The sequence below is a fragment of the Pseudoalteromonas sp. RWi3 genome (assembly GCF_054960735.1).
The window spans coordinates 225,895-251,855 of sequence record NZ_JBHNYL010000001.1 but is presented as its reverse complement, the minus strand read 5'-3'; the positions used below and the strand labels follow the sequence as shown (position 1 = coordinate 251,855).

General features: G+C 40.4%; 18 protein-coding genes. 8 read left to right on the top strand and 10 right to left on the bottom strand.

The features are described 5' to 3' along the window. Positions 1–11: 11 nt before the first annotated feature. On the bottom strand, positions 12–1,445 hold the full coding sequence (gene ccoN / locus ACFI4Z_RS01065; RefSeq protein WP_462668974.1) for a cytochrome-c oxidase, cbb3-type subunit I: 1,434 nt from the start codon (positions 1,443–1,445) through the stop codon (positions 12–14). Between the two features lie 341 nt (positions 1,446–1,786). Between ccoN and ACFI4Z_RS01060 the strand changes: the two genes are divergently transcribed. The 3 genes from ACFI4Z_RS01060 to ACFI4Z_RS01050 all read left to right on the top strand — a co-directional run bounded on the left by ACFI4Z_RS01060 (position 1,787) and on the right by ACFI4Z_RS01050 (position 6,622). Continuing rightward, on the top strand, positions 1,787–2,209 hold the full coding sequence (locus tag ACFI4Z_RS01060) for a hypothetical protein (RefSeq protein ID WP_462668973.1): 423 nt from the start codon (positions 1,787–1,789) through the stop codon (positions 2,207–2,209). 499 nt (positions 2,210–2,708) lie between these two features. Continuing rightward, on the top strand, positions 2,709–5,150 hold the full coding sequence (locus ACFI4Z_RS01055) for a TonB-dependent receptor plug domain-containing protein (RefSeq protein WP_462668972.1): 2,442 nt from the start codon (positions 2,709–2,711) through the stop codon (positions 5,148–5,150). Between the two features lie 116 nt (positions 5,151–5,266). Then, positions 5,267–6,622 (top strand): hypothetical protein, encoded by a 1,356-nt coding sequence (locus ACFI4Z_RS01050; RefSeq protein WP_462668971.1) that lies wholly within the window; start codon positions 5,267–5,269, stop codon positions 6,620–6,622. 74 nt (positions 6,623–6,696) lie between these two features. Here the strand turns inward: ACFI4Z_RS01050 and ACFI4Z_RS01045 are convergent, their stop codons facing one another. The 8 genes from ACFI4Z_RS01045 to ACFI4Z_RS01010 form a co-directional block, all read right to left on the bottom strand. Continuing rightward, positions 6,697–6,948 (bottom strand): DUF3862 domain-containing protein, encoded by a 252-nt coding sequence (locus ACFI4Z_RS01045; protein ID WP_462668970.1) that lies wholly within the window; start codon positions 6,946–6,948, stop codon positions 6,697–6,699. 13 nt (positions 6,949–6,961) lie between these two features. Continuing rightward, positions 6,962–7,798 (bottom strand): peptidoglycan binding protein CsiV, encoded by an 837-nt coding sequence (locus ACFI4Z_RS01040; protein ID WP_462668969.1) that lies wholly within the window; start codon positions 7,796–7,798, stop codon positions 6,962–6,964. Further along, positions 7,798–11,271 carry a transcription-repair coupling factor gene (gene mfd, locus ACFI4Z_RS01035; protein WP_462668968.1) on the bottom strand — a complete coding sequence of 1,158 codons (3,474 nt, stop codon included), beginning with the start codon at positions 11,269–11,271 and terminating at the stop codon, positions 7,798–7,800. Before mfd ends, ACFI4Z_RS01040 begins: the two co-directional genes overlap by 1 nt. Positions 11,272–11,308: 37 nt before the next feature. After that, complete coding sequence (locus ACFI4Z_RS01030; protein ID WP_462668967.1) at positions 11,309–12,202, bottom strand: carbon-nitrogen hydrolase; 894 nt, start codon at positions 12,200–12,202, stop codon at positions 11,309–11,311. Further along, complete coding sequence (locus ACFI4Z_RS01025; RefSeq protein WP_462668966.1) at positions 12,199–13,254, bottom strand: agmatine deiminase family protein; 1,056 nt, start codon at positions 13,252–13,254, stop codon at positions 12,199–12,201. The genes ACFI4Z_RS01030 and ACFI4Z_RS01025 overlap by 4 nt, the downstream gene beginning before the upstream one ends. Positions 13,255–13,324: 70 nt before the next feature. Continuing rightward, positions 13,325–13,942, bottom strand: coding sequence for a PilZ domain-containing protein (locus ACFI4Z_RS01020; RefSeq protein WP_462669354.1), 618 nt, complete (start codon positions 13,940–13,942; stop codon positions 13,325–13,327). A gap of 121 nt (positions 13,943–14,063) precedes the next feature. Continuing rightward, positions 14,064–17,237, bottom strand: a complete 3,174-nt coding sequence (locus ACFI4Z_RS01015) for an efflux RND transporter permease subunit (protein WP_462668965.1) — start codon at positions 17,235–17,237, stop codon at positions 14,064–14,066. A gap of 14 nt (positions 17,238–17,251) precedes the next feature. After that, complete coding sequence (locus ACFI4Z_RS01010; RefSeq protein ID WP_462668964.1) at positions 17,252–18,451, bottom strand: efflux RND transporter periplasmic adaptor subunit; 1,200 nt, start codon at positions 18,449–18,451, stop codon at positions 17,252–17,254. Positions 18,452–18,676: 225 nt separating this feature from the next. On the opposite strand from ACFI4Z_RS01010, the gene ACFI4Z_RS01005 reads away from it, so the two are divergent. After that, the gene (locus tag ACFI4Z_RS01005) at positions 18,677–19,270 is read left to right on the top strand and encodes a TetR/AcrR family transcriptional regulator (protein ID WP_462668963.1); all 594 of its coding nucleotides are present in this window, start codon (positions 18,677–18,679) and stop codon (positions 19,268–19,270) included. 45 nt (positions 19,271–19,315) lie between these two features. Here the strand turns inward: ACFI4Z_RS01005 and ACFI4Z_RS01000 are convergent, their stop codons facing one another. After that, positions 19,316–20,005: a haloacid dehalogenase type II gene (locus ACFI4Z_RS01000; RefSeq protein ID WP_462668962.1), complete on the bottom strand. Its 690-nt coding sequence runs from the start codon at positions 20,003–20,005 to the stop codon at positions 19,316–19,318. 238 nt (positions 20,006–20,243) lie between these two features. Between ACFI4Z_RS01000 and ACFI4Z_RS00995 the strand changes: the two genes are divergently transcribed. From ACFI4Z_RS00995 to ACFI4Z_RS00980, 4 genes are all read left to right on the top strand, one after another. Next, entirely contained in the window at positions 20,244–21,134 is an 891-nt protein-coding gene (locus tag ACFI4Z_RS00995; RefSeq protein WP_462668961.1) for a LysR family transcriptional regulator, read from the top strand. 116 nt (positions 21,135–21,250) lie between these two features. Continuing rightward, positions 21,251–21,805 (top strand): RNA polymerase sigma factor, encoded by a 555-nt coding sequence (locus ACFI4Z_RS00990; RefSeq protein ID WP_394191272.1) that lies wholly within the window; start codon positions 21,251–21,253, stop codon positions 21,803–21,805. Next, positions 21,802–22,869, top strand: a complete 1,068-nt coding sequence (locus ACFI4Z_RS00985; protein WP_462668960.1) for a FecR family protein — start codon at positions 21,802–21,804, stop codon at positions 22,867–22,869. Before ACFI4Z_RS00990 ends, ACFI4Z_RS00985 begins: the two co-directional genes overlap by 4 nt. Positions 22,870–22,919: 50 nt before the next feature. After that, the gene (locus ACFI4Z_RS00980) at positions 22,920–25,919 is read left to right on the top strand and encodes a TonB-dependent receptor plug domain-containing protein (RefSeq protein WP_462668959.1); all 3,000 of its coding nucleotides are present in this window, start codon (positions 22,920–22,922) and stop codon (positions 25,917–25,919) included. Positions 25,920–25,961: the final 42 nt, after the last annotated feature.

Genomic DNA, 25,961 nt, shown 5'->3' with positions numbered 1-25,961 from the left:
ATCTCGCTCCGTTATGCTAACTGTGCTTGCGCGTCTAATTTCAACGAATCGTTTTTCGCTGCAATAGTACGGTAAACGTTATAAGCCATAACCAACATACCCGCTACGATGAATACACCGCCAAGGAAGCGCATAACATAGAAAGGATAAGATGCTTGTAGTGACTGAACAAAGCTGTACATCAATGTACCGTCAGAATTAACTGCACGCCACATTAGACCCTGCATTACACCTGAGATCCACATCGCAACGATGTAAAGTACAACACCAACGGTATGTAACCAGAAGTGTGTATTTACAAGTTTCACACTGTACATACGACCTTGTGAGAACAATGCAGGAATAAGGTGGTAAATAGCACCGATTGAAATCATAGCAACCCAACCTAACGCACCAGAGTGAACGTGACCAACAGTCCAGTCAGTGTAGTGAGATAATGCATTTACAGATTTAATTGCCATCATCGGTCCTTCAAAGGTAGACATACCATAGAAAGAAAGTGAAACAACTAAGAAACGAAGTACTGGATCAGTACGTAGCTTGTGCCATGCACCAGACAGGGTCATGATACCGTTGATCATACCACCCCAAGAAGGGACGAATAAGATAATAGACATCACCATACCTAAGCTTTGCGTCCAATCTGGAAGCGCAGTGTAGTGTAGGTGGTGAGGACCAGCCCAAATATATAAAGAAACAAGTGCCCAAAAGTGAACAACTGATAAACGGTAAGAATAAACCGGACGACCCGCTTGTTTTGGTACAAAGTAATACATCATACCAAGGAAACCAGCAGTCAATAAGAAGCCTACAGCGTTGTGACCATACCACCATTGAACCATTGCATCTACAGCGCCTGCATAGATTGAATATGATTTAGTGAGTGATACTGGTACAGCCATACTATTAACAATGTGCAATACTGCAACAGTAATAATGAAGCCTGCATAGAACCAGTTTGCAACATAGATATGTGATACCTTACGCTTAGCGATAGTACCCATAAATACGATAGCGTAGGTTACCCATACAACCGCAATTAAAATATCGATTGGCCATTCAAGCTCTGCATATTCTTTAGATGAAGTAATACCTAAAGGCAATGTTATAGCTGCAAGGACAATAACTAATTGCCAGCCCCAAAAGGTAAAGGCGGCTAATTTGTCTGAAAGAAGGCGCGTTTGACATGTACGTTGCACAACATAGTAAGATGTTGCGAAAAGTGCACTGGTACCAAATGCGAAAATAACTGCGTTCGTATGTAACGGACGAAGTCGAGAGTATGTTAACCATGGTGTATCAAAGTTAAGTGCTGGCCAAGCTAATTGGGCAGCAATCAGAACCCCAATACCCATGCCAACGATGCCCCAAATCACTGTCATAATAGCGAATTGGCGTACAACTTTATAGTTGTACTCAGTTTGTGATGCTACTGTTTGGCTCATTTTCTGGCTTCCGCTGCAATATATGCGTTTAGAAATGAATTACCCACTTTAAAAAAGTGGGGCCTACTATTACTCCACAAGTGTGTTACCTAAAACCTTCAAAGCGTTGACTGCTTCAGAAAACAAACTCGAGAAACCCTTATTTTTGCGGGGGAAATGATAAAATTTTTGGCCTAAAAAAGATAGGTCAATTGCATAAAATTATGACATCAATCAATTTTTATCATGTTGTTGATTATTTTTTGACATACTTTTTAATCTTATGCGAGTAATTATTCTTCAGTTGTTGTCTTTTATCGCTGTGCTTATTAGTATCTCTTGCCTATACACTAGGAGTTACGATGCAATTTAAAAAAAGATCACTGCTTTTACTTTCAGTTATTAGCCTGACTGCATGCAAGCCTCAAAAGACAAGTATAGAAGAGCAGACAACAGTCGCAAGTTGTCTTTTAAATGAACCATGTGCCTATGACCAACAAGTAAAAGTGTGGTTATCAGAGTTGACAGTCACGCCAGAAACTCCTTTTACTATAAACTTATCAGTACCTGAAGGCTTGCAAGTTAAAGGTTCCAAGCTTGAAGGTGTAACTATGTATATGGGATACATCCCTGTTTTTTTTGAATCAGTAGCAGGTAAACTGCGTGCGACTACTATGGTGGGAGTTTGTTCTGAAAAAAATATGGAATGGAAACTAACCATAGAGTTAAAAGATCAGCAAGGTGATAACTCCCAAATTTCCTATAATTTTATTGTCAAACAGTAGTCATTTATTGTTCCTCCTCTTTATCTTCTGCTTACGTTAACTTATCTAGTTATAAATTTAGTCTATTTTTAACTACTTACTACACTACGGTGCTTATTTACTCACTAATTTTGCATAATTATGGTTAGTAATTAACAGTGAGTTTTACGGTTTCTATAAAACTGTGTGATCAAGATGTGAATTTTCTATATTAGGTATTTATAACGAGTGGTTACATTCGATTACAAACTCCGCTTATTTGATTTCATTCGTTTTTTTACTGTGGTTTGCATCCTATATCCAATTGAATTCAAACTGTTTTATCGTGTTAACAATGAAACATCAATTAACTTATGTACCCCTTAAAGGTCTGTAGAAATTAAGGTGTATAAATGATGCTTTAGCATTCAGTTTTCGTTCAGTTAAATCAGCCTAAGTTGCCCCCCGCTGACTCGTCATTCTAACAATATCGAGCGGCTTTACCTGATAAAGGTACCTTTTCCAACAAGTAGGGTTTAACATGAAAAAATCAATTCTTGGTTTAGCTGTTGTTTCAGCAATTCCTATGTTCTCAACAAGTGTTATTGCTGCAGACGAAGCAGCTCAGTCTATTGAAAAAATCCAAGTAACGGGTTCTCGCATTAATAGAACAGATATGGAAACCTCAAGTCCAGTTACTGTAATTAGTGATGACTTCATAGTACAAAGTGGTTATACATCTGTAGAAGATATTTTATCAAACCAGCCTTCAGCAGCAGGTATGAATATTGGTGGAACGACAAATAACGGTTCTGGTGGTTCTGCTACAGTAAACTTGCGTGGCATGGGCTCTCAGCGTACGTTAGTGCTTTTAAACGGTCGCCGTATGGTCTCTTCAGGAACTGGTGCTGATTCATCAGTTGATTTAAATACTATCCCAGTTGCGATGATTAAATCGATCGAGATCCTTAAAGATGGCGCTTCAGCCGTTTATGGTTCTGATGCGATTGCCGGCGTAGTTAATATTATTACTAAGAAAGACTATGAAGGTTCAGAAGTAAGCTTAGAAGCAAGCCAAACAGGTCATGGCGATGGAAGTAGCTATGGTTTTAGTGCTTTACATGGCATGCAGTTGGGTGATGGCAACTTAGTTGTTGGCGCACAATACACTGACCGTGGTGACATTATTCAGTCTGACCGTGATTTCGTTGAACCAGGTTGTTCTTCATTTGTACCATCAGGTACACTTGGTGGCCAGTTACCTGATGGAAATGGTGGTTTTGAGTCGGGTGAGAAATGCTATGATTATACAACTAGCAGCTATGCTTTAACACCTAATAAACTTTATAGTGTTTTTTCAAGCTTCAATACTGAACTAGACTCAGATACATACTTTAATGTAGATTTGATGTACACACGTCGTGATTCTGAGCAACAGTTAGCACCACAGCCTGCAGATATTGATTTGGATTCATCTAAGCTTGATAGCAGCTACACAGCTGGTTTTGCTGAAGATGGCGTTGTACCAAGCGAATTAAACTACCGTCGTCGCATGGTTGATGCTGGTCCGCGTATGTATGCTCAAAAGACTGATACTTATCGTGCGTCTATTGCATTAGAAGGTACTTTAGACAATGGTTCTGGTTGGGATGTAAGTGCAACTTATGGTCGCAATGATTCAAAAGATAGCGTTGGCAACTCTATCCATGCAGGTAACATGGAGCAAAGTATTTATACTAATCAAGCTACATGGTTCAGTGGTAATGTACTAGATAGAAGCTTCTTAGAATCAAGTGACACTATCTACACAGAGCAAAATGAAGGCGGTAATGAACAATTCATTCTTGCTGCTGGCTATAACGGCTTAACAGATAATGATATTGGCTACGCTGTAGGTATCGAAAATCGTTACGAAAGTGGTTATTACACACCTGACTTGATCACTCAATTAGGTCAAAGTACAGCGGCCCAGCAAGATCCAACAGAGGGTAACTACTCTGTACAGTCTGCTTATTTTGAAGCTTCAATGCCTGTACTTGAATCTGTTACTCTTGAAGGTGCTGTACGCTACGATGATTACTCTACTTTCGGCGGCGCTACAACGTGGAAACTAGGTGCTACATGGCGTGTAACAGACGAGTTCATGGTACGTTCTGTATTAGCAACTGGCTTTAGAGCACCAAACGTTTCAGAATTATATGGTGGTAACACTGGCTCATTTGATTATCTTGCTGATCCGTGGGGTAATGAATTAGATGACCAAATTAAAGTAAATTATACAAGTGACCCAGATTTACAAGCTGAAGAAAGTGACTCATTTACCTTTGGTGTTGTATGGGAAGTAATGGATAACTTATCAACAACAGTTGATTATTGGCAGTTTGATATCTCTAATGCAATTAGTCGTCTAAATGTTCAAAACGAAATGAATAACTGTTTTGCAGGTGATGCTAACTCATGTGCTGCTGTTAATATTACATCAGACGGTGATTTATCTAATCTCAGCTCTGCTCTAACAAATGTTGGTACTCAAGAAACTTCAGGTATTGATTGGAATATCGCATACACTGCAGATAGTTTCCGCGTTAACTTAGATACTACTTTCTTACTTGATTTTACTGAAGATGATATTGAGTATGAAGGTACAATTGATGGAAATATTGGTGGTTACTCTGAAATCAAGTCAAACCTTTCAGTTAACTATACAATCAATGATGATATCAGCCTTCTTTATAATGCCCGCTACCTTAAAGGTATGGGCGGTGAATATTATGGTGATACATTCGAAACTGATGATGTAATTTACCACGATATCTCAATGAACTACCAGATTAATGATGACTTAAGTCTAACTGGTGGTGTTAATAATATCTTTGATAAAGAACCTGAGCCAGTGCTAGGCGGAAATGACATGGGCACAGTGCCAGCTGTCTATGATGTTATTGGTACTCGCTTCTTTGCAAATATGAGCATCAAATTTTAATTATTGATTATAACTAATCTATTCTAAGGCCTAGTTTTTACTAGGCCTTTTTTTATTGAACAATTTTAAATGTGACAGTAAACTAATGTATATAAATAATTCATTAGGAGAATTGATTGTTAAAACAGGATGAAAATTTATCCTTTATTATAGAACCCGAGCTAAGCCCGCGCTCAGAACAACGTATTGACCTGTATTTTTCTATTCCCAACGAAATGGGTATCAACCCGCAAACCCTCAGTGAAGAAGCGTATTTCAATAATCATTTTAAGTCTCATTTAGCTTATAACGCTAAAAATATTCACCTGCCTTTAGTACGAAGCCGTTTTGTGAGTAAAAATAAAGGTGAGCAACAAGATTACCGACAAAATCTCAACTTGTATTGTTATCAGGTTAGGCTCGCCATTGATACCGATGTTAAAGATGCACTTAAAATAACAGACAAAGATGCTTTTTATATCCGCGCGACTGAGTTAGCTGAGCAGAGTAAAGGGTTATTAAAAAAACTGCGCCGTTATACACCTGATAATGAAAAACTGGTGTCATTTTACACCAATGCAGATAATTATTTGAGCTGGCAAATTGAACAATCATTTTTAAAATTACTCGACGAAGGCCCTAGAAGTAGTGATCATGCTAAAGAGCGCAGTGACTTATTGAACTTTTGTAAAGCAGAGCAAGCATACAGGCAAGAACATCAATATAACTCTGAGTCCACTTTACAAGACGCAAACAGAATCACAAACAAGATGCGCTTATTACAGCGACTTATTGAACACGGGGTTGTACTTAATCGTCATACACGACATTTAAATAGCTATTTAAAACGACTCGTAAAAGGCTCTGTTACTGCTGTGATTATGGCGTTTGTAATGGTTGTTGTTCTAAATGCACGAAGTAATTTTACTGAAATAACAGCGACCTTAGTGGTAATTCTTGGTGCGATTTACGGTATGCGTGAAATATTTAAAGAAGACATTACACGTGTTATTTGGCGAACCATTGTCAAAGGGCGGCCAAAGTGGCGCTTTCAGTTTAGAAATAGTGTCACAAAGGATAAAATTGCGACCCAATTTATTTGGCTTGAATATACTCGGTTTAAACGAATTCCAGAAAGTGTGCGTAATATATTTTCAAAGCGTAGGCAACAAAACCGATTGGCTGCTCAGTGGTTTCATTTTGCTAGTGAGACACGTGTTGGAGCAAAAGAATTTTTGCCAGGCTACGATACGTTGCAACAAACACTTCGCTTTAGCCTCGCACCATTTACGCGTTATTTGAAAAAAGGCGAAGGTAAGCTTTATCATTTAGATAGCAGTAAAATTTCAAAGCAAAGTGTTGAACGCCGTTATCAGTTAAATGTAGTTGTGGTGTATCAAAGCCAAGATAAAACGACACACCAACGCTATAAAATAACCTTGAATCGCAGTAAAATCGTAAATATAGAACTTATTTCCAGTAAAAAAGAATAACGTCCAATTTTTAAAATATATGGTAGGGGTTAAACTACCATATATTTAAAATCATCATTAAGTGTTGATTCGTCTTATTTTTCTAAGCCTTTTTTGCTATACAAAGATACTTTATCAGAGACTAACGTAATTTCGATATTTTTTGTTTCATCTCCCCAAACACAATTCGTGTGAAGTGTTTTTTCTACGCAATTATCTGCACTTCCTAAAATAGCTTCCACTTGTGTTTTGTCCATGCCGATAGAGATCTTTTCGTAGTTCTCAAGGCTCACTTTTGAGCAAGCTGCTAGCGATAAAGTTGCAGCAATAATTAGTATTTTTTTCATGGAAACCTTCCTTTTAATGTTTAAATTTTCTTATTTGAACAATCATACCCATTTTCGGGTGGTCAAAATAATGAACTTCACCACTGATCACGCGTTTAAACTGTGCAAAGCGTGCGCTTTGAAGCTCGCCATTTTCTAGCTTTTCAGTAAAATCAAATTCAGTATTAATGTAAAGATAGTGGCGTAAGTAAATATTAAATAAGCCTTCTAATTGCCACTTGTCAGATGTGTCTTGAGCTACGGGCATAAGTTGCTGTGACGAAGGGTTAATAACGCTGATAAAACTATCATTAAAGCGAGTGTCAGCAGCTATAGGCTTTGTTTGAAGGTGTTTGCCACCATACAGTTTGATACTTTGTGAACGAGACTTTCTTACACCTTTAAATCGCCACCCAGTGTGTAAAATGGGTTTAAGCCCCTTACGAACTAGTTCACGCTGTTGATCTAAAAACTGTAATTGCTCAGGGCTGAGCAGGTAGGTCTCGAGCATATCATCTCTTACATCGGCATTAGGAGTTAAAGGCAAAGTATCGTAACTGCTAACGTAATCAATCGTATCATCACATAAATTAGAGCGTCTGGCACCAATAACAGAGTCAGTTAATGATGTTGAGTTAAAGCGCGTGTCGCCATTAATACACTCTGTTTTTGCTTGCGCAACGTACCAAGGCGTCAGTAAGTCAACGGTATTTTTTGCCTTGATGGGCTGTTTTTTTAAGCTAAAGTCCTCTTGTAGAAATGGGGCAGGGCGCTGCTCAAAAATCAGTACCTCTACTTCAAACCATCGCTGTGCGAATGCTGTGCTGCTAAATATACAACATAAAATTAATAATGATTTTTTAAACAACATTAATGGCTAACCTTTTTAGAGAAATCTGCAATCATTGCAGTGACCATCTTTAAGCGCTCACGGGCATTTGCCTCTCTGATCGCAAAGCGCAGTTTATTTGCGCCATCCATTTTGTACACATGGGGTGCACTTTGTATCAAACCAATTATGAAGCTTGGGTTAACCTTTGTATCTTGAGTAAATTCAAAGTAACCACCTTTCGGATTTGCTTCAATCTTTTTAATACCTAATTCACTGGCTTTAAGTTTTAGCTGCTGCAAGCTAAATAGGTTTTTAGTAGCGTCAGGCAGTAAACCAAAGCGGTCAATTAACTCGACTTGAAGTTCGTCCATATCATCTACAGTAGCACAGCTTGCAATACGTTTGTAAATACCCAAACGGGCGTTTACATCATGAATATAGTCATCAGGTAATAATGCGGCGAGTTTTAAATCGACCTCACTTTGCTGTTGTAATAAGTTATCAAGTGTTGGCTCTTTACCTTCGCGCAATGATTGTACGGCTTGTTCAAGCATTTCCATGTATAAATTAAAGCCAATGGTTTGCATTTGTCCTGATTGATCATCACCGAGTAATTCACCCGCACCACGAATTTCTAAATCGTGTGTCGCTAGTGCAAAGCCCGCGCCTAAATCCTCAAGCGATTCGATGGCTTCTAAGCGTTTTACCGCATCTTTAGATAATGACTTAGGGTGACCTGTTAATAAATAAGCGTACGCTTGATGATGGCTACGACCCACACGACCACGCAGCTGATGCAGTTGCGCAAGGCCTAACTTATCTGCTCGGTCCATGATGATGGTATTGGCGGTTGGAATATCTATACCGGTTTCTATAATGGTGGTACACACTAAAACATTATATTTTTGATGATAAAACTCACTCATCAACTGTTCGAGTTCACGCTCGCGCATTTGTCCGTGGGCTGACGCGACACTTGCTTCAGGCACCCATTCGCTGATCTCTTGAGCCACGCGATCAATGGTTTCTACATTGTTATGCAAAAAGTACACTTGGCCGCCGCGTTTGATTTCACGTAATACAGCTTCACGAATAAGCTCTGCATCGCGCTGACGAACAAATGTTTTTACTGCAAGGCGTTTAGCTGGTGGAGTGGCGATAATTGATAAATCACGCATGCCACTCATCGCCATATTCAATGTACGTGGAATTGGTGTTGCGGTAAGCGTTAAAATATCAACATCGGCGCGTAATGATTTTATCTTTTCTTTTTGACGCACTCCAAAGCGGTGTTCTTCATCAACAATAAGTAGGCCTAAATCTCTAAAATTAATATCTTGTTGGATTAACTTGTGCGTACCGATGACAATATCGAGTTTACCTTCGGCCATCTTTTCAAGGGTGTCTTTTTGCTCTTTAGGTGAGTTAAAGCGTGAAAGCACACCGACTTCAATAGGGAAATCAGCAAAACGATCTTTAAAATTTTCAAAGTGTTGTTGGGCAAGTAATGTAGTGGGGACTAACACGGCTACTTGTTTATTGTCGTTTACGGCAATGAAAGCGGCGCGCATAGCGACTTCGGTTTTACCAAAGCCAACATCACCACACACCAATCTATCCATGGCATGTTTGCTTTGCATATCACCAAGCACAGCTTCAATGGCATTGCGTTGGTCGTCGGTTTCTTCAAATGGGAAACCATCACTAAACGCGCGGTATGCACTGCCATCGAGGGCAAACGCGTTGCCTGGTTTTGCTTGGCGCTGGGCATAAATATCAAGCAGTTCTGCTGCGACGTCACGTACTTTTTCAGCGGCACGTTTTTTTGCTTTTTCCCAAGCGTCAGAGCCTAGTTTATGCAGCGGCGCAGTGGCTTCTTCACCACCAGAATAACGGCTTAACATGTGTAAGGCAGATACGGGGACGTAAAGCTTAGCTTCACCGGCATAGGTGATGGTTACGAACTCAGTGACGAGTCCTGCAGCATCAATAGTTTGTAGCCCTTGGTAACGCCCAACACCATGGTCTAAATGCACGATGGGTTGGCCTACTTTAAGCTCAGCTAAGTTACGGATCAGTGCATCTTGGCTTGCTTCGTATTTATGCTTTCGACGACGGCGCTGAGATACTTTAATACCCAGTAATTCTTGTTCGGTAATAATACTAAGCGCAGGCTTTGCACTTAATAATACACTTTGCTCAAGCGGGCTTACGATTAAACCTACATCGCTATTGCTAGCAGTAAAATCATCAAACGAGTCAAACTCTTTGAGTTTTAAGCCAATGGGTTTGAGTAATGTAAGTAAAGACTCACGACGTCCGTCAGATTCTACCGAGATCAGCACGCGGCCTTTTTGTTTCTTTTGCGCCGCTATATATTCAATAAAAGCTTGATACGGTTCATGTTGCTTATGATCAATTCGTACAGCTGGCAGTTCGCCTATTGCTAAATTTTTATTCCCTGCTTTGGTGGGTAATTTAGCTTGGCTTAAGCGTATACGGGCAAAATTGCCTAAGTTTGAAAACAGTTCATTGAGTGGCTGATAAAGCTCGGTTGGTTCGAGTAGGGGCCTAAGCGGATCTACACGGCGGTTTTCATAGCGAACATTTACATCATGCCAAAATTGATCGGCAGCATGCTCTAAATCACCATATTGCATAACCGTTGTGGTATCTGGTAGGTATTCAAATATGGTTGCAAGCTGCTCAAAAAATAGCGGCATATAATACTCAATACCTGCAGGCCAGTTTCCTTTAGTGACTTGCATGTATACGGAGTCTTGCTCTGAGCTGGCGCCAAACTTTTCGCGGTAGTTTATTCTAAAACGCTCAATGTCACTTTCATTAGTCGGAAACTCATGGGCAGGGAGTAACTCTATTTTGTCTACTTTTTCGTCAGAGCGTTGAGTTTCAACATCGAATAGGCGAATTGAGTCGAGCTCGTCGTCAAAAAAATCTAACCTAAATGGGTGCGGGCTCCCCATAGGGTATAAATCTACAATTGAGCCACGAATTGCGTATTCACCGTGCTCCATAACCTGCTGAACATGCAAATAACCTGCTTGCTCAAGATTACTTCGTAAGCTGTGTGTGTCGAGGTTATCGCCAACTTTAAAGTTAAGCGTAGAGCCATAAATAAATGAGGCCGGGGCTGTACGCAGCATTAGCGTAGATACAGGCACAATTAATACACTTTGCTGTTCTTTTTTTAGTGTATTGAGGGTCGCCAAACGTGACGAAATTATATCTTGGTGCGGTGAGAAGTGATCATACGGCAGTGTTTCCCAATCAGGAAACACCATTACCGGGTGATCAGGTAATAAATAATCAAGTTCCGTCTCTAAGCGCAGCGCACTGGGTGTATCTGGGGTAACAATCAGCACTAAGCTGTCTTGTTGTTTTACCCCTTGTGCAATAGCGATACTTAAACCACTACCGCTGAGTTGCCCCCATTGAATTTTATCTTTTTGAGATTTTACCCAAGGCAAGGCTGCCCATTGCGCAAACGCCATTTATTACTCCTTTAGTCAGTCTTTAACTGATTTATTATTAGTCACGGTAAATTTTAGTGAGGTCTTGATAGTGATCAATTCGGCGATCACGTAAGTAAGGCCATATACGTCTTACGTTCTCTGAACGTTTTTGATCAAGTTCTACCACTAAAATTTGCTCGTCAGTATTATTTGCTTCGCTGAGCATTTCACCTTGAGGGCCTGCAATAAATGAATTGCCCCAAAATTGAATACCGTCACTTTGCTCGCTTGGGTCACTTTCATGGCCTACGCGGTTAGCACTGATAACCGGCACGCCATTAGCAACAGCGTGGGCGCGTTGCGAAATAACCCACGCATCTTTTTGTCGTGTTTTTTCGCCGTCATCGTCACGTGGGTCCCAACCAATCGCGGTTGGGTAAATTAATAACTCAGCACCCGCCATCGCCATCAAGCGTGCAGCTTCAGGGAACCATTGATCCCAACACACCAACACGCCTAATTTACCAACTGAGGTTTGAATGGGCTCAAAGCCCAAATCACCTGGGGTAAAGTAAAACTTTTCATAAAATCCAGGATCATCAGGAATGTGCATTTTACGATATTTACCCGCAATCGTGCCGTCTTTTTCCAGCACTACAGCAGTATTGTGATAAAGACCGGTGGCACGTTTTTCAAACAATGAGGCCACGATGACAATATTTAACTCTTTTGCTAATTTGCCTAATGTGTCACTACTTGGCCCCGGGATAGTTTCTGCTAAATCAAAAACATCAACGTCTTCAGTTTGGCAAAAGTACAGGCTGCGGTGTAGCTCTTGCAGCACCACAAGTTGAGCGCCTTGGCTTGCAGCTTCACGTATCCCGGCAATTGATTTGGCCATGTTTTGCTCAGCGTTATCATTATTGCTTTGTTGCACTAAGGCAACGGTTAATTTATTTGACGAAGTCATTGTGTTGCTCCAGCTAAGAATCCGCGAGGTAACTGCATGGTAATGCAATGTAAGCTGCCAAATTGATGAATAATAGGCAAACAATTTACCCCAATGATTGAGTGATCAGGGTAGGCACGCTGAATTTGTTCAAGTGCTTTAGCATCGTTTTCATCATTGTAAGTGGGTACCAATACGGCATCATTGATAATTAAATAATTTGCGTAGGTTGCTGGCAGTCTATCGCCATCAGCGTTAAACACCGCTTTTGGCCAAGGCAAATCAATCAAGGTATAAGGGTGACCTGATGGCGTTTGAAAACCTTTCAATTGTGTTTGCATTTTATCGAGCGCGTCAAAATGCTCATCCGTTGTATCATCACACTTAACATAAACAAGCGTGTTGTTCGGTGCAAAGCGCACAAGGGTATCAATATGGCTGTCTGTATCGTCACCAGCTAAATAACCATGATCAACCCATAAAAATGAACTGACACCTAATTGCTGTTGTAACTGTGCTTCAATTTGTTCAGCGCTAAGTGTTGGGTTACGATTTGGGTTGAGTAAACATTCGCTGGTGGTAAGTAGTACACCATGCTCGTTTATTTCAACTGCGCCACCTTCTAATACTAAATCAATTTTTTGGTATTGATTTGCAGGTGCAGCAAGCTGGTTAACAAGTACTTGGTTAATTTGATTATCAAGCGTGCTCTCAAACTTATTACCCCAGCCGTTGAAGGTGTAATCAAGAATACCTAATTGGCTGGTATCCTGTGTGTTTACACAGGTCAATGGGCCATGATCACGTGCCCAAGTATCATTACAAGGGGTGATCACAAAGTGCACCCGAGTAAGGTCAATCCCATTACTAATTAAAAGTTGGCTTATATGTGTTTTTAAAGCATTGTTCTGTGCAACAATAACAACGTGTTGTCGTTTGCATATATGTTTGCAAAGGGCACTATAAACAGGCTCTACAGCGCTTAGATTGTCACGCCAATCAGTATCTTGGTGTGGCCAAGTAAGCATCACAGCATCTTGCTCAGCCCATTCAGGTAAAAGTCTAAAGTTCATGAAGTTAATAAACAAATAAAGGTGCGCCTAGTTTAGCATTTCAAGCACAGATGTCAGCTTTTTAAAGCGATTAGTCAGGCTTGTTTTCGTGTTCATCACTGGGTTTGTCTGATTGCTGTTGTTGTCGTTTTTTGAGCTGCCTAGTTTGAGCGTGTAAACTGGCTCTTACTACAAGTTCTTGGTCTGAGTCACGAATTGCTATAAAAAGCAGCGTATACTGGTAATGTTCATCATCTAGCTTATCAATAGCAACTACTTCAGTGTAACAATAAACCGCAGATGCTTCGTGTTGCAAAAATAGTTTAGTACGAAATTTTTGGCCTAATGAATAGACTTGGCTTGATGTCAGCTTTACACCACCTCCACCATAGCTATCACAGTATAGGGCATTATCTTCAGGTTGCTCTGAAGCTAAAATATGACTCATGATCAAGTCTATTTTACGCGATTGAGCTTGCAAAAATACGGCGAGTTCTTGTGCTATGTCGCCTAAGTTACGTAAAGGTCTTAAGGAGCTTTGATCAAGTTCACTCACTTCATTAGCAAGTTTGAATAGTGGAGGAATATCAGCTTCCAGCTGAGCAGGGCTTTGTGGCACATTATGTTTATCAACGGCAAAAAGATTGACTCTATTACTCTCAGCAATCTGAAAGTACTGTTCAAACTCAGTTAACTTTTCATTATTCATCATTAGACTCCACAGCGCGCATCTACTTATAGTAGCGCTGCCAAGCGTAAATTACTAGTGATGAAATTTTAATAAAAAAGGGCAAACCTATGTTTGCCCTTAATTTTTTATATTAATAAGGTTACAAATTACCCTCTATCGTATCTACATTTTCGCGTTTGTGGTGCTCAGATATTTCATTCGCCAATTCACTACGAGAGCGTTTTTCGCTGAGCTTTCGCTCTGTGAGCCAATAGAAAAATAAGGGCACAAAGAATACGGCTAAGAATGTGGCAGCCATCATCCCGCCCATAACACCTGTGCCAACGCTGTGTCGCGCACCTGCACCCGCCCCTGAGCTTAGCACTAACGGCACAACGCCTAATATGAACGCCAGCGATGTCATAATGATAGGTCTAAACCTAAGGCGGGCAGCCTCAAGTGCAGCAGCGCTTGCGCTCCAGCCTTGTTGGTGCTTCATTAAGGCATATTCAACGATTAATATGGCATTTTTACTGGCAAGGCCAAGTAAAGTAACCAGACCAATTTGGAAATAGACATCGTTTGTCATACCTACTAACCAAATAGACACAAGCGCGCCAAAGGTACCAAATGGTAGCGCCAGCATCACAGACAGAGGCAATGACCAACGTTCATAAAGTGCTGCAAGAATCAAAAATACCATAATCACGGCAAGCCCAAGTGCGAGTCCGGTTGTGCCTGAGCTGCGCTTTTCTTGATAGGCAGAGCCAGTCCAATCGTATGTCATATCAGGTGGCAACACAGTTTTTGCAATACGTTCAACTTCGGCAATAGCTTGCCCAGAGCTGTAGCCTGGAGCTGCATTGCCCAATAACTTAACCGCAGAAAGGTTGTTATAACGGTTTAAGCTTTCAGGGCCGCGGCTAAACTCTATATTAGTAAACGCAGACATGGGAACCATAGTACCTTGGCTGTTTTTTACATAAATTCGGCCGATGTCGTCGGGTTTCATTCTAAATTCAGCTTCAGCAGACATAAGTACTTGCCATGCTCGTCCAAATTTATTGAAGTCATTAACATAGTAGGTGCCCAATGTACCGGCAAGGGCTGTGAAAGCATCGTCAACTTCAATGCCCATGGCACGGGCTTGTTCGCGATCAACATCTACTTTTAACTGTGGCGCATTAGGGCGCCAAAGTGTCTGTAAGCCACTTAAAATAGGGCTCTTCTGTGCTTCAGCCATCATTAATCCCATGGCTTGTTGCAGTTTTTCGGGACCACCAGCGCCTTTGTTTTGAATGTAAAACTCAAAACCACCGGTGTTGCCTAAGCCAAAAATTGCAGGTGGATTAAATGCCAGTACCAGTGCTTCATTAATATGAGCGGTTTTCATAAATAACTCATTAACCAAGCTTTTAGTATCTATTTCACGCTCATCCCAGTGCTTTTGCGTGACAAACAAGGTTGCGGCGCTATTTTTATAACCACCACCAATAAAATCAAAACCAGTAAAAGCCACTACATTTTCGTTTGCAGGGTTAGACTGCACAGCTGCAACAACTTGCTCTACCACTTTTTCTGTTCGTTCTAGAGAAGAACCATCAGGTAAGAAAATAGCCGAAATATAATAACCTTGGTCCTCATCTGGGACGAGTGAACTTGGTGTGTTTTTCCAAAGACCAATGGTGATAGATACCATACCTATCATAAGCACAAGCCCGAGCGCGCCGCGACGAACCATAAAGCCAACAGTGCCAACATACTTACTGGTTATTTGAGTAAAGACTCGGTTAAACCATAAAAAGAAGCGAGCTGTTTGTTTGTGTTCTTGTTTTAAAATAAGCACACAAAGAGCAGGGGTCATTGTTAGTGCTACGACACCCGATAAACTCACCGCAATTGAAATAGTGATTGCAAATTGCCGGAACAGTTCACCTGTTAGACCACCTAAAAATGCAATGGGCACAAATACGGAGCAAAGCACCAATACAATGGCAACAACAGGGCCTGATACTTCCTTCATCGCTTTAATGGCTGCTTCATGAGCACTGACATGCTCTTCGTGCATTATTCGCTCAACGTTTTCGAGCACAACTATCGCATCATCGACAACAATACCAATAGATAAAACCATGCCAAATAGTGTTAACGAGTTAATTGAGTACCCCAACATGTACATACCAGCAAAGGTACCCAGTAATGACACTGGAACGGCCAAGGTGGGAATAAGCGTTGCTCGCCAATTTTGTAAAAATAAATACACCACTAAAAATACGAGTATCATGGCCTCAATGAGTGTAATGACAACCTCTCGTATAGAAACTTCAACAAAGCGAGTGGTATCGTATGAATTTACGTGTGCAAGTCCAGTTGGAAATTGTTGCTTAATTTCAGCTAGTACACCGTTTACTTCATCAGCTACATCTAATGCATTTGCACCTGGTTGTAAAAATATGCCCAGTAGAACAGCTTCTTTACCGTTGATTGTGCCACTAAAATTATAATCTTTAGAGCCAAGTTCGATGCGAGCTATGTCTTTTAAACGCAAACTACTGCCATCTATGTTTGAGCGAATAATAATTTCTTCAAATTGTTCAGGCTCTGATAAACGACCTTGCGCTGTCACGCTGTAAACAAGTTCTTGTGCAGACTGTGATGTTGGTGTGGCGCCAATTTTACCTGCTGCATACTGGGAGTTTTGGCTACGAATTGCACCTGCGACTTCTTCAACTGTTACACCTAACTGACTCATCACATCTGGACGCAGCCAGATACGCATGGCGTAATCCTTGGCACCAAATATTTGTACGCTGGTGGTGCCAGGAATACGTTTGATTCGATCAAGTATATTTAATGTAACGTAATTCGACGTCCATAAGCTATCACGGCTGCCGTCAGGTGAATAAAAAGCATGAACCTGTAAAAAGCTCGACGAGCCTTTTTGCACAACAACACCTTGGCGGCGGGTTTCTTCAGGTAAGCGTGCTTCAACCTGTTTCACTCGGTTATTCACATTGACTGCGGCTTGATCGATATCAGTGCCTATTTCAAATGTGATCTCAATAGTTGTGGCACCAGAGCTGGTTGAAGTAGATGCCATATACATCATGCCTTCAACTCCAGTAATTGCATTTTCAATTGGTGCAGCCACAGTTTGTTCAAGTACCTCAGCGGAAGCGCCAGGGTAAGCAGCTGTAACTTGTACAACTGGAGGCGCTATTTCTGGGTATTGGGCAATAGGTAAACTGCGCATTGCCGCAAGGCCCGCTAAAACGATAACGATAGATATAACAAACGCAAATATGGGTCTGTCTATAAAATAACGAGAAAACATAAGACTCCCTGTGCTTATTCAGCGTTATCGCTGTGAGGTTTGTTATTAACTGCGACAGGCATTCCTGGGAAGAAAATTTTCGCCATGCCGTCAATGATTACTTCATCACCTTCATTAAGTCCTGACTTTATGAGCCAAAAGTTTTTATCACCTTCGTTTTCTGGCTTTTGGATCCATTCACCGACTTTAACGGGAGCAGGGCGAGCAATTGTGCCGCCTTGTTCATTTTTAGCGACAAGGTAAACAAATTTGCCTGTGCCATTATCAAGTACGGCTCGTTGTGGAATAACAAAAGCACTTTTACGCACAGCGCCTTGTAATGTAACCCGAACAAATTGGCCCGGACGTAATTTAAAATCAGGGTTGGGTATGATGGCTTGCAATTCGCTCGTGCCAGTATTTGGGTTTATGCGTACATCAGAGAAGTTCACTGCGCCGGTTTGCTCATAACGCGAGCCATCTTGTAATGTAATGCTGGTTTGCCAGTGACCATCTTTAGGCAATGTAAGGGAACCTTTTTCAACATCTTGGCGCATTTTTAATTGTTCGCGTTCAGAAATACCAAAACGTAACCGAATGGGATCAAGTTGAGTAATTTGAGTTAACAGCAAATCAGGTCCTGCAACATACGTACCCTCTGAGACAAATTCTCGTCCCATAATGCCTGCAACGGGGGCTTTTACTTGAGCGTATTCAAGGTTTAATTTCGCTTCTTTTAAAGCTACCTTTGCTGCAGCTAGGTTAGTTTTAGCAATATCTTGTGCAGAGCCCGCATTATCAAAGTCACGTTGTGATACTGATTTATCAGCACGAAGTTTACCTAAGCGTTTTACATCTCGCTGCGCTTGGATAAGCGAGGCATTAGCGCCATCAAACGCAGCTTGAGCACTCTCAACGGCTAGTTGATAAGGTTCTAGGTTAATAGTAAACAAAGATTGCTCTTTTTTTACTGTTTGCCCTTCGTCAAAATTGCGTGACTCTAAGATCCCCGTTACACGGGCTCTTACTTCAACTTCTTTAGACCCAGAAAGTGTAGCAGGTAATTCTATTGTAAAAGGGGCATTTTCAGTTGTTGCCTTAATTGTTGAAACAGCAGCCGGAGGCATTGCTTCTTGTTGCTGTGGATTAGGGGCTTCACTGCACCCTTGAATTAAGAATGAAGCGGTAGTGATAAAAAATAATGACAACTTCGATGGTACGAAAGACTGACGCATGGTTACTCCACAGATCCGATTGTAAAAGTATAAAGTTAAAGCAAGTCTGAGTTAATTGAGTATGGCTTAAAGTGAGATATTACCCAATAATAATGATTGATATTTAAACTCAGTAAACGCAAGTGTATACCCAAATTCAAAATAGGTATACACTTGCGTTTACTTTTTTCACTATTCAGTGTGAAATGGTCCAAGAAAATTAAATTGATCAATATTGGGGGCGATATGGAATCAGGTAATAGTAAACAAAATGATGTACTCTGCGCAGCAATTCAAGAGTTTGCACATTACGGCTTGTTAGGTACTACAATGGAAGCGATTGCTAAGCGTGCGAACGTTTCTAAACGCACATTATATAAACATTACCCTAATAAAAATGCTTTGTTTGATGATGTTGTGGCACTCTTATTAGAGCGATTTTCACAATTACACAAGTATCCATATCAACCAAATGTAAGTGTTGATAAGCAATTAAAAGAATTAGCGCGCGTATGCCTGTCGCTCGGGAGTGACGAGAATTATTTAACACTCTCACGAATTGTTATTATCGAATCAATGCGTGATAAAGATCAAGCAGCGCGATTAGAAGAACAATTTTTAGACTGTGAAAAAGGTTTGCTGACTTGGTTTGAGCAAGCTCATCAAGCGGGGATATTGAATGATGTACCAGCAGATATAGCGGCTTCAATTTTCTATGGCGGTTTAAAGGATTTAGGCTATTGGGAGCAGGTAATTATGTGGCGTCCAGCACTTGATGAAGCTCGGTTAGAACAATTAATTGATGTTATGTCGAGATTTTTTATCAGAGGTATTAAATAAGGGGAACCTGTAATAAAGTTCAACCCTTGGTTTGTCACTATATAGTTACTTGAGCAGACCTACTAGCTGCGTTAAATCTTCCACATTGTAATCAGGTTCTTGTGCGAGCGGGTAAAGTGCTTTACCTGGTCGAGCTATAAATGCTGTTTGTAAACCGGCTTCTTTTGCCCCTGCAACATCCCAGCCATGTGCTGCAACCATTAAAGCATCCTCAGCTTTTATATTTAGCTGCTTGAGTGCCCACTCATAAGCACGTAGATCTGGTTTATATATTTTTATATCTTCAATGCTGTATCTGGCTTCAAAGTAATCCGTGAGTCCTGAACTTTCAAATTGGGCTTTTACGCCTTCGTTTGATGAGTTAGTCAGGCTGACCAATTTATAGCCTTTATCTTTTAGTGCTTGCAAACTCGCTTTAACATCAGCATGAGCAGGTAAGCTCAATAGTGGGGTAACAATAGCGGTTTTAGCTTGCTCCGCATTAATTTTAATATCATTGTTTTGAGCAACCATCAGTAATGAAGCAACACCAATCTTACCAAAATCTTGGTAATCACCAATCGCAGTACTGACTAATGAGTGATGCAACATTGTTGAAAACCAAAGTGGCAGTAAATCATCTCGCCCGCCAAGAGCTTTACCAATTGAGTGGCGCATAGAGTCTAAGTCAAGTAATGTTTCATTTACATCAAAAATGATGACTTTTGGTTTGTTCTTTTTTGATTCAGTTGCCATAACATTCCCTACAAATAATTGATTAAATAGCACTACAAATAAGCTTAGTTTTGTAAGCGTTCTAAAGATAGTCATAAAGCTTAATGCCTTTTATTAGTGTAAATGATAAATAGAGAAAAAATTGATTTAACCCTCTATTAAAGTACGTCTGAGCCAGTATAGTGTTTGAATTAGCTAAATAAAGACCGTATTAGTGAAAGCTAAATTCGAAAATATTAAACATAATTGATGGATGTTTATGTATAGCGTAAGTGATCTCGAAACGTTTATAGCGATCGTTGAAAATAAGGGCGTATTAGCAGCTGCCAGTGCGCAAGGGCTCTCAGCTGCCACTGTCAGTCATAGACTGGCAAAACTTGAACGAGAACTAGCAACAGTATTAGTTTTTAGGGATAGTCGGCGTATTAGATTATCGCCCGCAGGTGACATATTCTATCGTAAAGTAGGCAGTATACTTGAGGCTTTGCATGATGCTGAATACAGCATTGGCGCACGAGGTTCATCGGTAAGTGGTCTATTAAGAGTAACAATGCCACCTTGGGTGTTCTCAAAGTTTGTAATGCCTAAGCTGATTGCATTTGAGCAGCAATACCCAGAGTTGCAGTTAGATTTTTCTATTTCTGATAACTTTGTCAATGTGGTAGATGAAGCACAAGATATTGCAATTAGAGTCGGTAAGTTAACAGATTCAGCTTTACTATCGCGTAAAATAGTGAATAACCAACGGATATTATGTGTCGCTCCGAGCTATATTGAAAAATACGGGATGCCAATCTCTTTTGAGCAACTACAAACACATTTTTGGGTATGTTTACCTTGGCAAAGACAACTTAAATTAATAGACGACAATGGAAAGCCTGTTAATTTTAATGCAAAAACGCGTTTTACGATATCTAACTCCGATAATATGACTCAAGCAGCCATTGCGGGACACGGCATTGCTATTAAATCTAAACTTGCTATCGAAGATGAATTGCAAAGGGGTTCACTACTTGAGGTGTTACCGGGAATCTTAGCAGATAATGACTCACCCGTTTGGTTTTTAAGGCCACAAAATAGTTTGACCACTCGTAAAACAGAGGTTTTTTATGACTTTATGAGAGGATTATTTGATGCCTCAGAGACATAAACAGATTTGATGAAGAAAACGTAAGCAAAAATAACGATAATTTAACAATTTGCCTTGTAATTAGCGCTAAAACTCGTAGTCTTAGCGTAACTATAATTATAAAAGGTCTGTTAAGGATGACACAGAGCAAAGTAACCAATACATTTGTGGAACTTTCAGCACAAATAAGACGGTTCGTTTCACGCATTGTATTACCTGATGATGTCGAAGATATTGTTCAAGAAACCTTTGTAAAAAGTTATGAAGCCGATTTAAAGCAAGATATTAAATATACGCATAGTTATATGCTAAAAACAGCGAAAAATTTGGCCCTAAATCACGTTGCAAAGTGGGACAATAAACACAGCGATTCGCTTGATACATCAGATGATTATCAACAAAATTTAAAATCAATGCAGCTTGAAGATGAAGTAACATCGAAAGAGCGATTTTTACTTTTTTGCCGTGCAACAGAACAACTAAGTCAGCCAGTCAGAAAATGTTTTATACTAAAAAAAGTATACGGTATGAGTCAGAAAGAAATAGCTGAACAAATGTGCTTAAGTGAAAGCACCGTTGAAAAGCATATTGCTAAAGGTTTATTAAAATCTATGCAGTATATGCAACAGCAAGAGCACGATTCGAACTCTGTTGAGCCAGACGTGACCGCTACCAGGAGGGTGGGGAAATGAGTAATGTACATCAATTTTCATCTAAAGAGTTGATACAATCACAAGCAAGTCGTTGGATCAGTGCGATGGATCGTGGCTTGACTGATCACGAAAAAGAGCAATTTAATGCGTGGGTAAAACAAAGCAAAGCGCATCAAGACGCTGTTTTTGACCTGGCAAAGTTATGGGATGAGTTAAGTGTCTTAAATGAATTAAGCGCATTGTTTCCAAACAAACAGGTTCCCTCTAAATCTACTTTTGGATCTGCACATTATGCAATGGCAGCAAGTGTTATAGCTGTTTTACTGATAGCTACATTTATGTTTGCTGGTATTAATTACTACCCTGAAGCATCTCAAGATCAAGCAAAATATAGTAAAATTTATCGTACAAAGGTTGGCGAACAAGCAACCTATGTTTTACCTGATAGCACCATAGTCCAGCTCAATACCAATAGTTTGTTAGAGGTTGCGTACACTCAGGGACGCAGACAATTAATTTTAAGCCGAGGTGAAGGGCGCTTTAATGTTGCAAAAGATGCATCAAGGCCGTTTTCTGTAATGGCAGGAGATAAATCGTTTACTGCGCTTGGCACCATTTTTAACGTACAACGTAATGCAGCGTCAGATATAGAACTGGTTGTCACTGAAGGCAAAGTGATGATCACGGATCCCACAGTTGAAGTAAATGCAAAAGACTTTATTGAGTTACAAACTGCAAGTAATGAAACACAACAGGTTAAAAATATTAAGGCGAGTATTGTTATTTCTGGCGAAAAAGCACTTATAAAAGAAAGCATTACTAAACCAATTAAACAATTATCCATAGATGATGTGCAGCGAGATTTAGCATGGCAACAAGGTATGCTTATCTTTAATGGTGAGCCACTAAGTGAAGCATTACAAGAGGTTAGTCGTTACACTGCCACGCGGTTTGAATTAAAAGATCCTGCTTTAGCGTCGCTCAAAGTAGCCGGTGTATTTAAAGCTGGAGATATATTAGGCTTATTAGATAGCCTTCAAGCAAATCTAGCGATAGAACATGAGCGATTAGGTGAGCATATTGTTAGCCTAACACAAGGCTAATATCGTTCTGCAAGCTGCTGAAACTCTGACTTAAAGCATGAAAAGTAACAATGCTGATAAATAAAAGTAAAAAAATAATAAAGAAAAAATCAAATTTTTGTAGGGGATTATTCGTTCTCAACTGTTTGTATAAGTTGCGTAGTAACCAAACGTATCCATTTTGTGGGTTTATAGCATTAGCACCTTTAGTATGTAGCCTGAATGTGCATGCCAATGCTGTTGAATCACAAATGGTGCAATTTGATATTAAAGCGCAACGAGCAGACCTAGCACTGATTGAATTTGCTAAGCAAACTGAACAAACCGTGGTTTTTTCATTTGAATTAGCAAAGCAATATCAAGCTCAATCAGTGTTTGGTTATTACACCCAGTTGGATGCACTTAATACGATGTTGCAAAATACTGAACTCGATGCGGTTGTTGATCAAAATGGTTTACTGAGCGTAAAACTCAATCAAATCAATAGGAATGATAACAACATGAAAAAGCTTTCAGGGGTCAGTGCTGCCGTATTACCACTTTTAATGGCGACCAATAGCCAAGGTGTTAATGCACAAGAACAAGCCGCACAAGAAAAAATTGAAAAAATTGCTATTGTAGGTAGCCGTGTCGCGGGTCGTTCAGTTGAAGATTTACCTGTTCCTGTTGATATTTTAAGTGCAGAAGCACTTGAAAATACAGGTCAAACAGAAGTTGGTAGGATGCTGCAAGCTATTGCACCTTCATTTAACTTTTCTAGTTCATCAATCAGTGACGGTACAGATGCACTGCGCCCAGCAACGCTTCGTGGTTTAGGGCCAGACCAAACGCTGGTGCTTATCAATGGTAAGCGCCGTCATCAAGCAAGTATAATTCATATTAATACATCTGTAGGACGCGGGACTGCCGGAACAGACATGAATGCCATTCCTGCTGCATCAATTAAACGCATTGAAGTATTACGTGACGGCGCAGCAGCACAGTATGGCTCTGATGCCATTGCAGGTGTAATCAATATTGTGCTTAAAGATGCCGAAGAGGGCGGAAAAGCAGCAATTAATTACGGTCAGTACTCAGAAGGCGATGGCGAAACCGTTAATATCGATTTTAATAAAGGCTTTGCGTTAGGTGATGAAGGTTATTTAAACACCACGTTTAATTACCGCGACCGTGCACCAACGAATCGTGCGGGCCTCCATGGCTCTTGTCAGTTTTATGGTTGTACTGAGCTTGATGATGGTACTTTACTCGCTTCAGATCCACGTGAGCTAACAGCACCTCGTGATACCTTTCGAATTGGTGACGCTGACTCACAACAGTTTGCCTTAACTGTAAACTCAGGTTATGAGTTAGCTGGTGGTGAACTTTATGGTTTTGTAACTTATTCAACACGCGATAATGAGTCTGCTGCGTTCTTCCGCCATAATGCCAACGCTGGTGGCAACCCGGTCCTGCAAGATGGCGATGCGGTAATTCCAATGGGTTTTTTACCCAAAATAAACACCACTATAGATGACATTTCATATAACTTTGGTTTTAAGAAAGAGTTTGATAATGACTCAAGTCTTGATTTCTCATATACGTATGGTGAAAACAGTATTGATTACACCACCAGTGATACCATTAATGGCTCATACGCTAATTTACTTCGTTATGAGCAAGGCTTGAGCGCTGATGATATTCGCGCGACTATCCCACGTGAAGCTTACGCTTATGGCATGGAGCTTTCCTTACAAACGTTAAACTTGGATTACACGAAAGATTTTGATGATTATTCATTAGCTATGGGGGCAGAGCTGCGTACTGACGAATACAGGATACTTGAAGGCAGTGAATACGCATACCGTGATTATGACACTAATAACGGCGTTAATATTTACGATGGCATGAGCGCGGGTGTTGGTAGCGAAAATGCATCGGGTGGAACGCAAGGCTTTGGTGGTTCTTCTCCTGATTCGTCTGTGGATGAATCTCGCGATGTTATTTCGTTCTATGTAGATGCAGAAACTTATCTAATTGATGATGTGATTATTTCTGGTGCGCTGCGTTACGATAACTATAAAGGATTTGGTGACACAGTAAACTTTAAACTTGCTGGAAATTGGTCCGTTACGGACGATGTCTCACTTCGTGGTGCTGTTAGCACAGGCTTTAGAGCACCTTCTATGCAGCAGCTGTACTTCAATAATATCAGCACGCAATTTGTTGTGGGCCCTAATGGTGACTTAATTGCAGAGGAAGTAGGTACATTTAGAAATGACAGTACGCTTGCTCAAAGCATCGGAATTCCAAAACTTAAAGAAGAAAAGTCAGAAAACCTTAGCCTAGGTATTGTTTATAACGCAACAGATAATGTTAATGTCACCATCGATTACTACTCGATTGATATCGATAATCGTATTGTGATCAGTAATCGGTTAGGTAAAGGCTTATCATCAACGCTTGATGCTGCTTTAGTTAGCTCAGGAGCGGGAGCAGGTCAGTTTTTCTTAAATGGTGCTGATACTGAAACACAGGGCGTAGACTTTGTTGCAACTTGGAATACAGAAGGCCTTGGTGGCACGCTTGATTTTACGTTAGCAGCTAACTTTACCGAAACAGATGTGGTTGATTTATTCACGCCAGCTGGAAGTGGTCTTGAAACTATACCAGTAGAAGACGTATTTTCAGCGCAAGAAACATCTATTATTGAAGAGTGGCAACCGCAAGACAGGGTTAATTTAAGCGCACTTTACCGCATTGAAGATTGGACAGTGAACTTATCTCTGAACCGCTATGGTGAATACACAGTGCAAGATGGTGGCCGTCAAACTTATGGGGCAGAAGTTCTGACAGATGTAAAAATAAACTATTATGTAACTGATAATCTGTCGTTAAACATTGGTGCAAACAATTTGTTTGATGTCTACCCAGACAAAAATACTATTGGTAACTCACGATCTGGCACAATTGTAGACGCATCAGGTAATACAATTGTTAGTTCTACAGGTGTGTTTGAATACTCAAGACGTTCTGCACCATTTGGCTTTAACGGTGCTTATTACTATTTAGGCGCCGAATACCGTTTCTAAATAACTTCTCCTACGTTATTTAACTTTTGAAGGGCCGTGAGG

Bases quoted from the DNA above. Each gene is read 5' to 3' on its own strand.
- ccoN (WP_462668974.1), bottom strand. From the start codon at position 1,445: ATGAGCCAAACAGTAGCATCACAAACTGAGTACAACTATAAAGTTGTA.
- ACFI4Z_RS01060 (WP_462668973.1), top strand. From the start codon at position 1,787: ATGCAATTTAAAAAAAGATCACTGCTTTTACTTTCAGTTATTAGCCTG.
- ACFI4Z_RS01055 (WP_462668972.1), top strand. From the start codon at position 2,709: ATGAAAAAATCAATTCTTGGTTTAGCTGTTGTTTCAGCAATTCCTATG.
- ACFI4Z_RS01045 (WP_462668970.1), bottom strand. From the start codon at position 6,948: ATGAAAAAAATACTAATTATTGCTGCAACTTTATCGCTAGCAGCTTGC.
- ACFI4Z_RS01040 (WP_462668969.1), bottom strand. From the start codon at position 7,798: ATGTTGTTTAAAAAATCATTATTAATTTTATGTTGTATATTTAGCAGC.
- mfd (WP_462668968.1), bottom strand. From the start codon at position 11,271: ATGGCGTTTGCGCAATGGGCAGCCTTGCCTTGGGTAAAATCTCAAAAA.
- ACFI4Z_RS01030 (WP_462668967.1), bottom strand. From the start codon at position 12,202: ATGACTTCGTCAAATAAATTAACCGTTGCCTTAGTGCAACAAAGCAAT.
- ACFI4Z_RS01025 (WP_462668966.1), bottom strand. From the start codon at position 13,254: ATGAACTTTAGACTTTTACCTGAATGGGCTGAGCAAGATGCTGTGATG.
- ACFI4Z_RS01020 (WP_462669354.1), bottom strand. From the start codon at position 13,942: ATGAATAATGAAAAGTTAACTGAGTTTGAACAGTACTTTCAGATTGCT.
- ACFI4Z_RS01015 (WP_462668965.1), bottom strand. From the start codon at position 17,237: ATGTTTTCTCGTTATTTTATAGACAGACCCATATTTGCGTTTGTTATA.
- ACFI4Z_RS01010 (WP_462668964.1), bottom strand. From the start codon at position 18,451: ATGCGTCAGTCTTTCGTACCATCGAAGTTGTCATTATTTTTTATCACT.
- ACFI4Z_RS01005 (WP_462668963.1), top strand. From the start codon at position 18,677: ATGGAATCAGGTAATAGTAAACAAAATGATGTACTCTGCGCAGCAATT.
- ACFI4Z_RS01000 (WP_462668962.1), bottom strand. From the start codon at position 20,005: ATGGCAACTGAATCAAAAAAGAACAAACCAAAAGTCATCATTTTTGAT.
- ACFI4Z_RS00995 (WP_462668961.1), top strand. From the start codon at position 20,244: ATGTATAGCGTAAGTGATCTCGAAACGTTTATAGCGATCGTTGAAAAT.
- ACFI4Z_RS00990 (WP_394191272.1), top strand. From the start codon at position 21,251: ATGACACAGAGCAAAGTAACCAATACATTTGTGGAACTTTCAGCACAA.
- ACFI4Z_RS00985 (WP_462668960.1), top strand. From the start codon at position 21,802: ATGAGTAATGTACATCAATTTTCATCTAAAGAGTTGATACAATCACAA.
- ACFI4Z_RS00980 (WP_462668959.1), top strand. From the start codon at position 22,920: ATGCTGATAAATAAAAGTAAAAAAATAATAAAGAAAAAATCAAATTTT.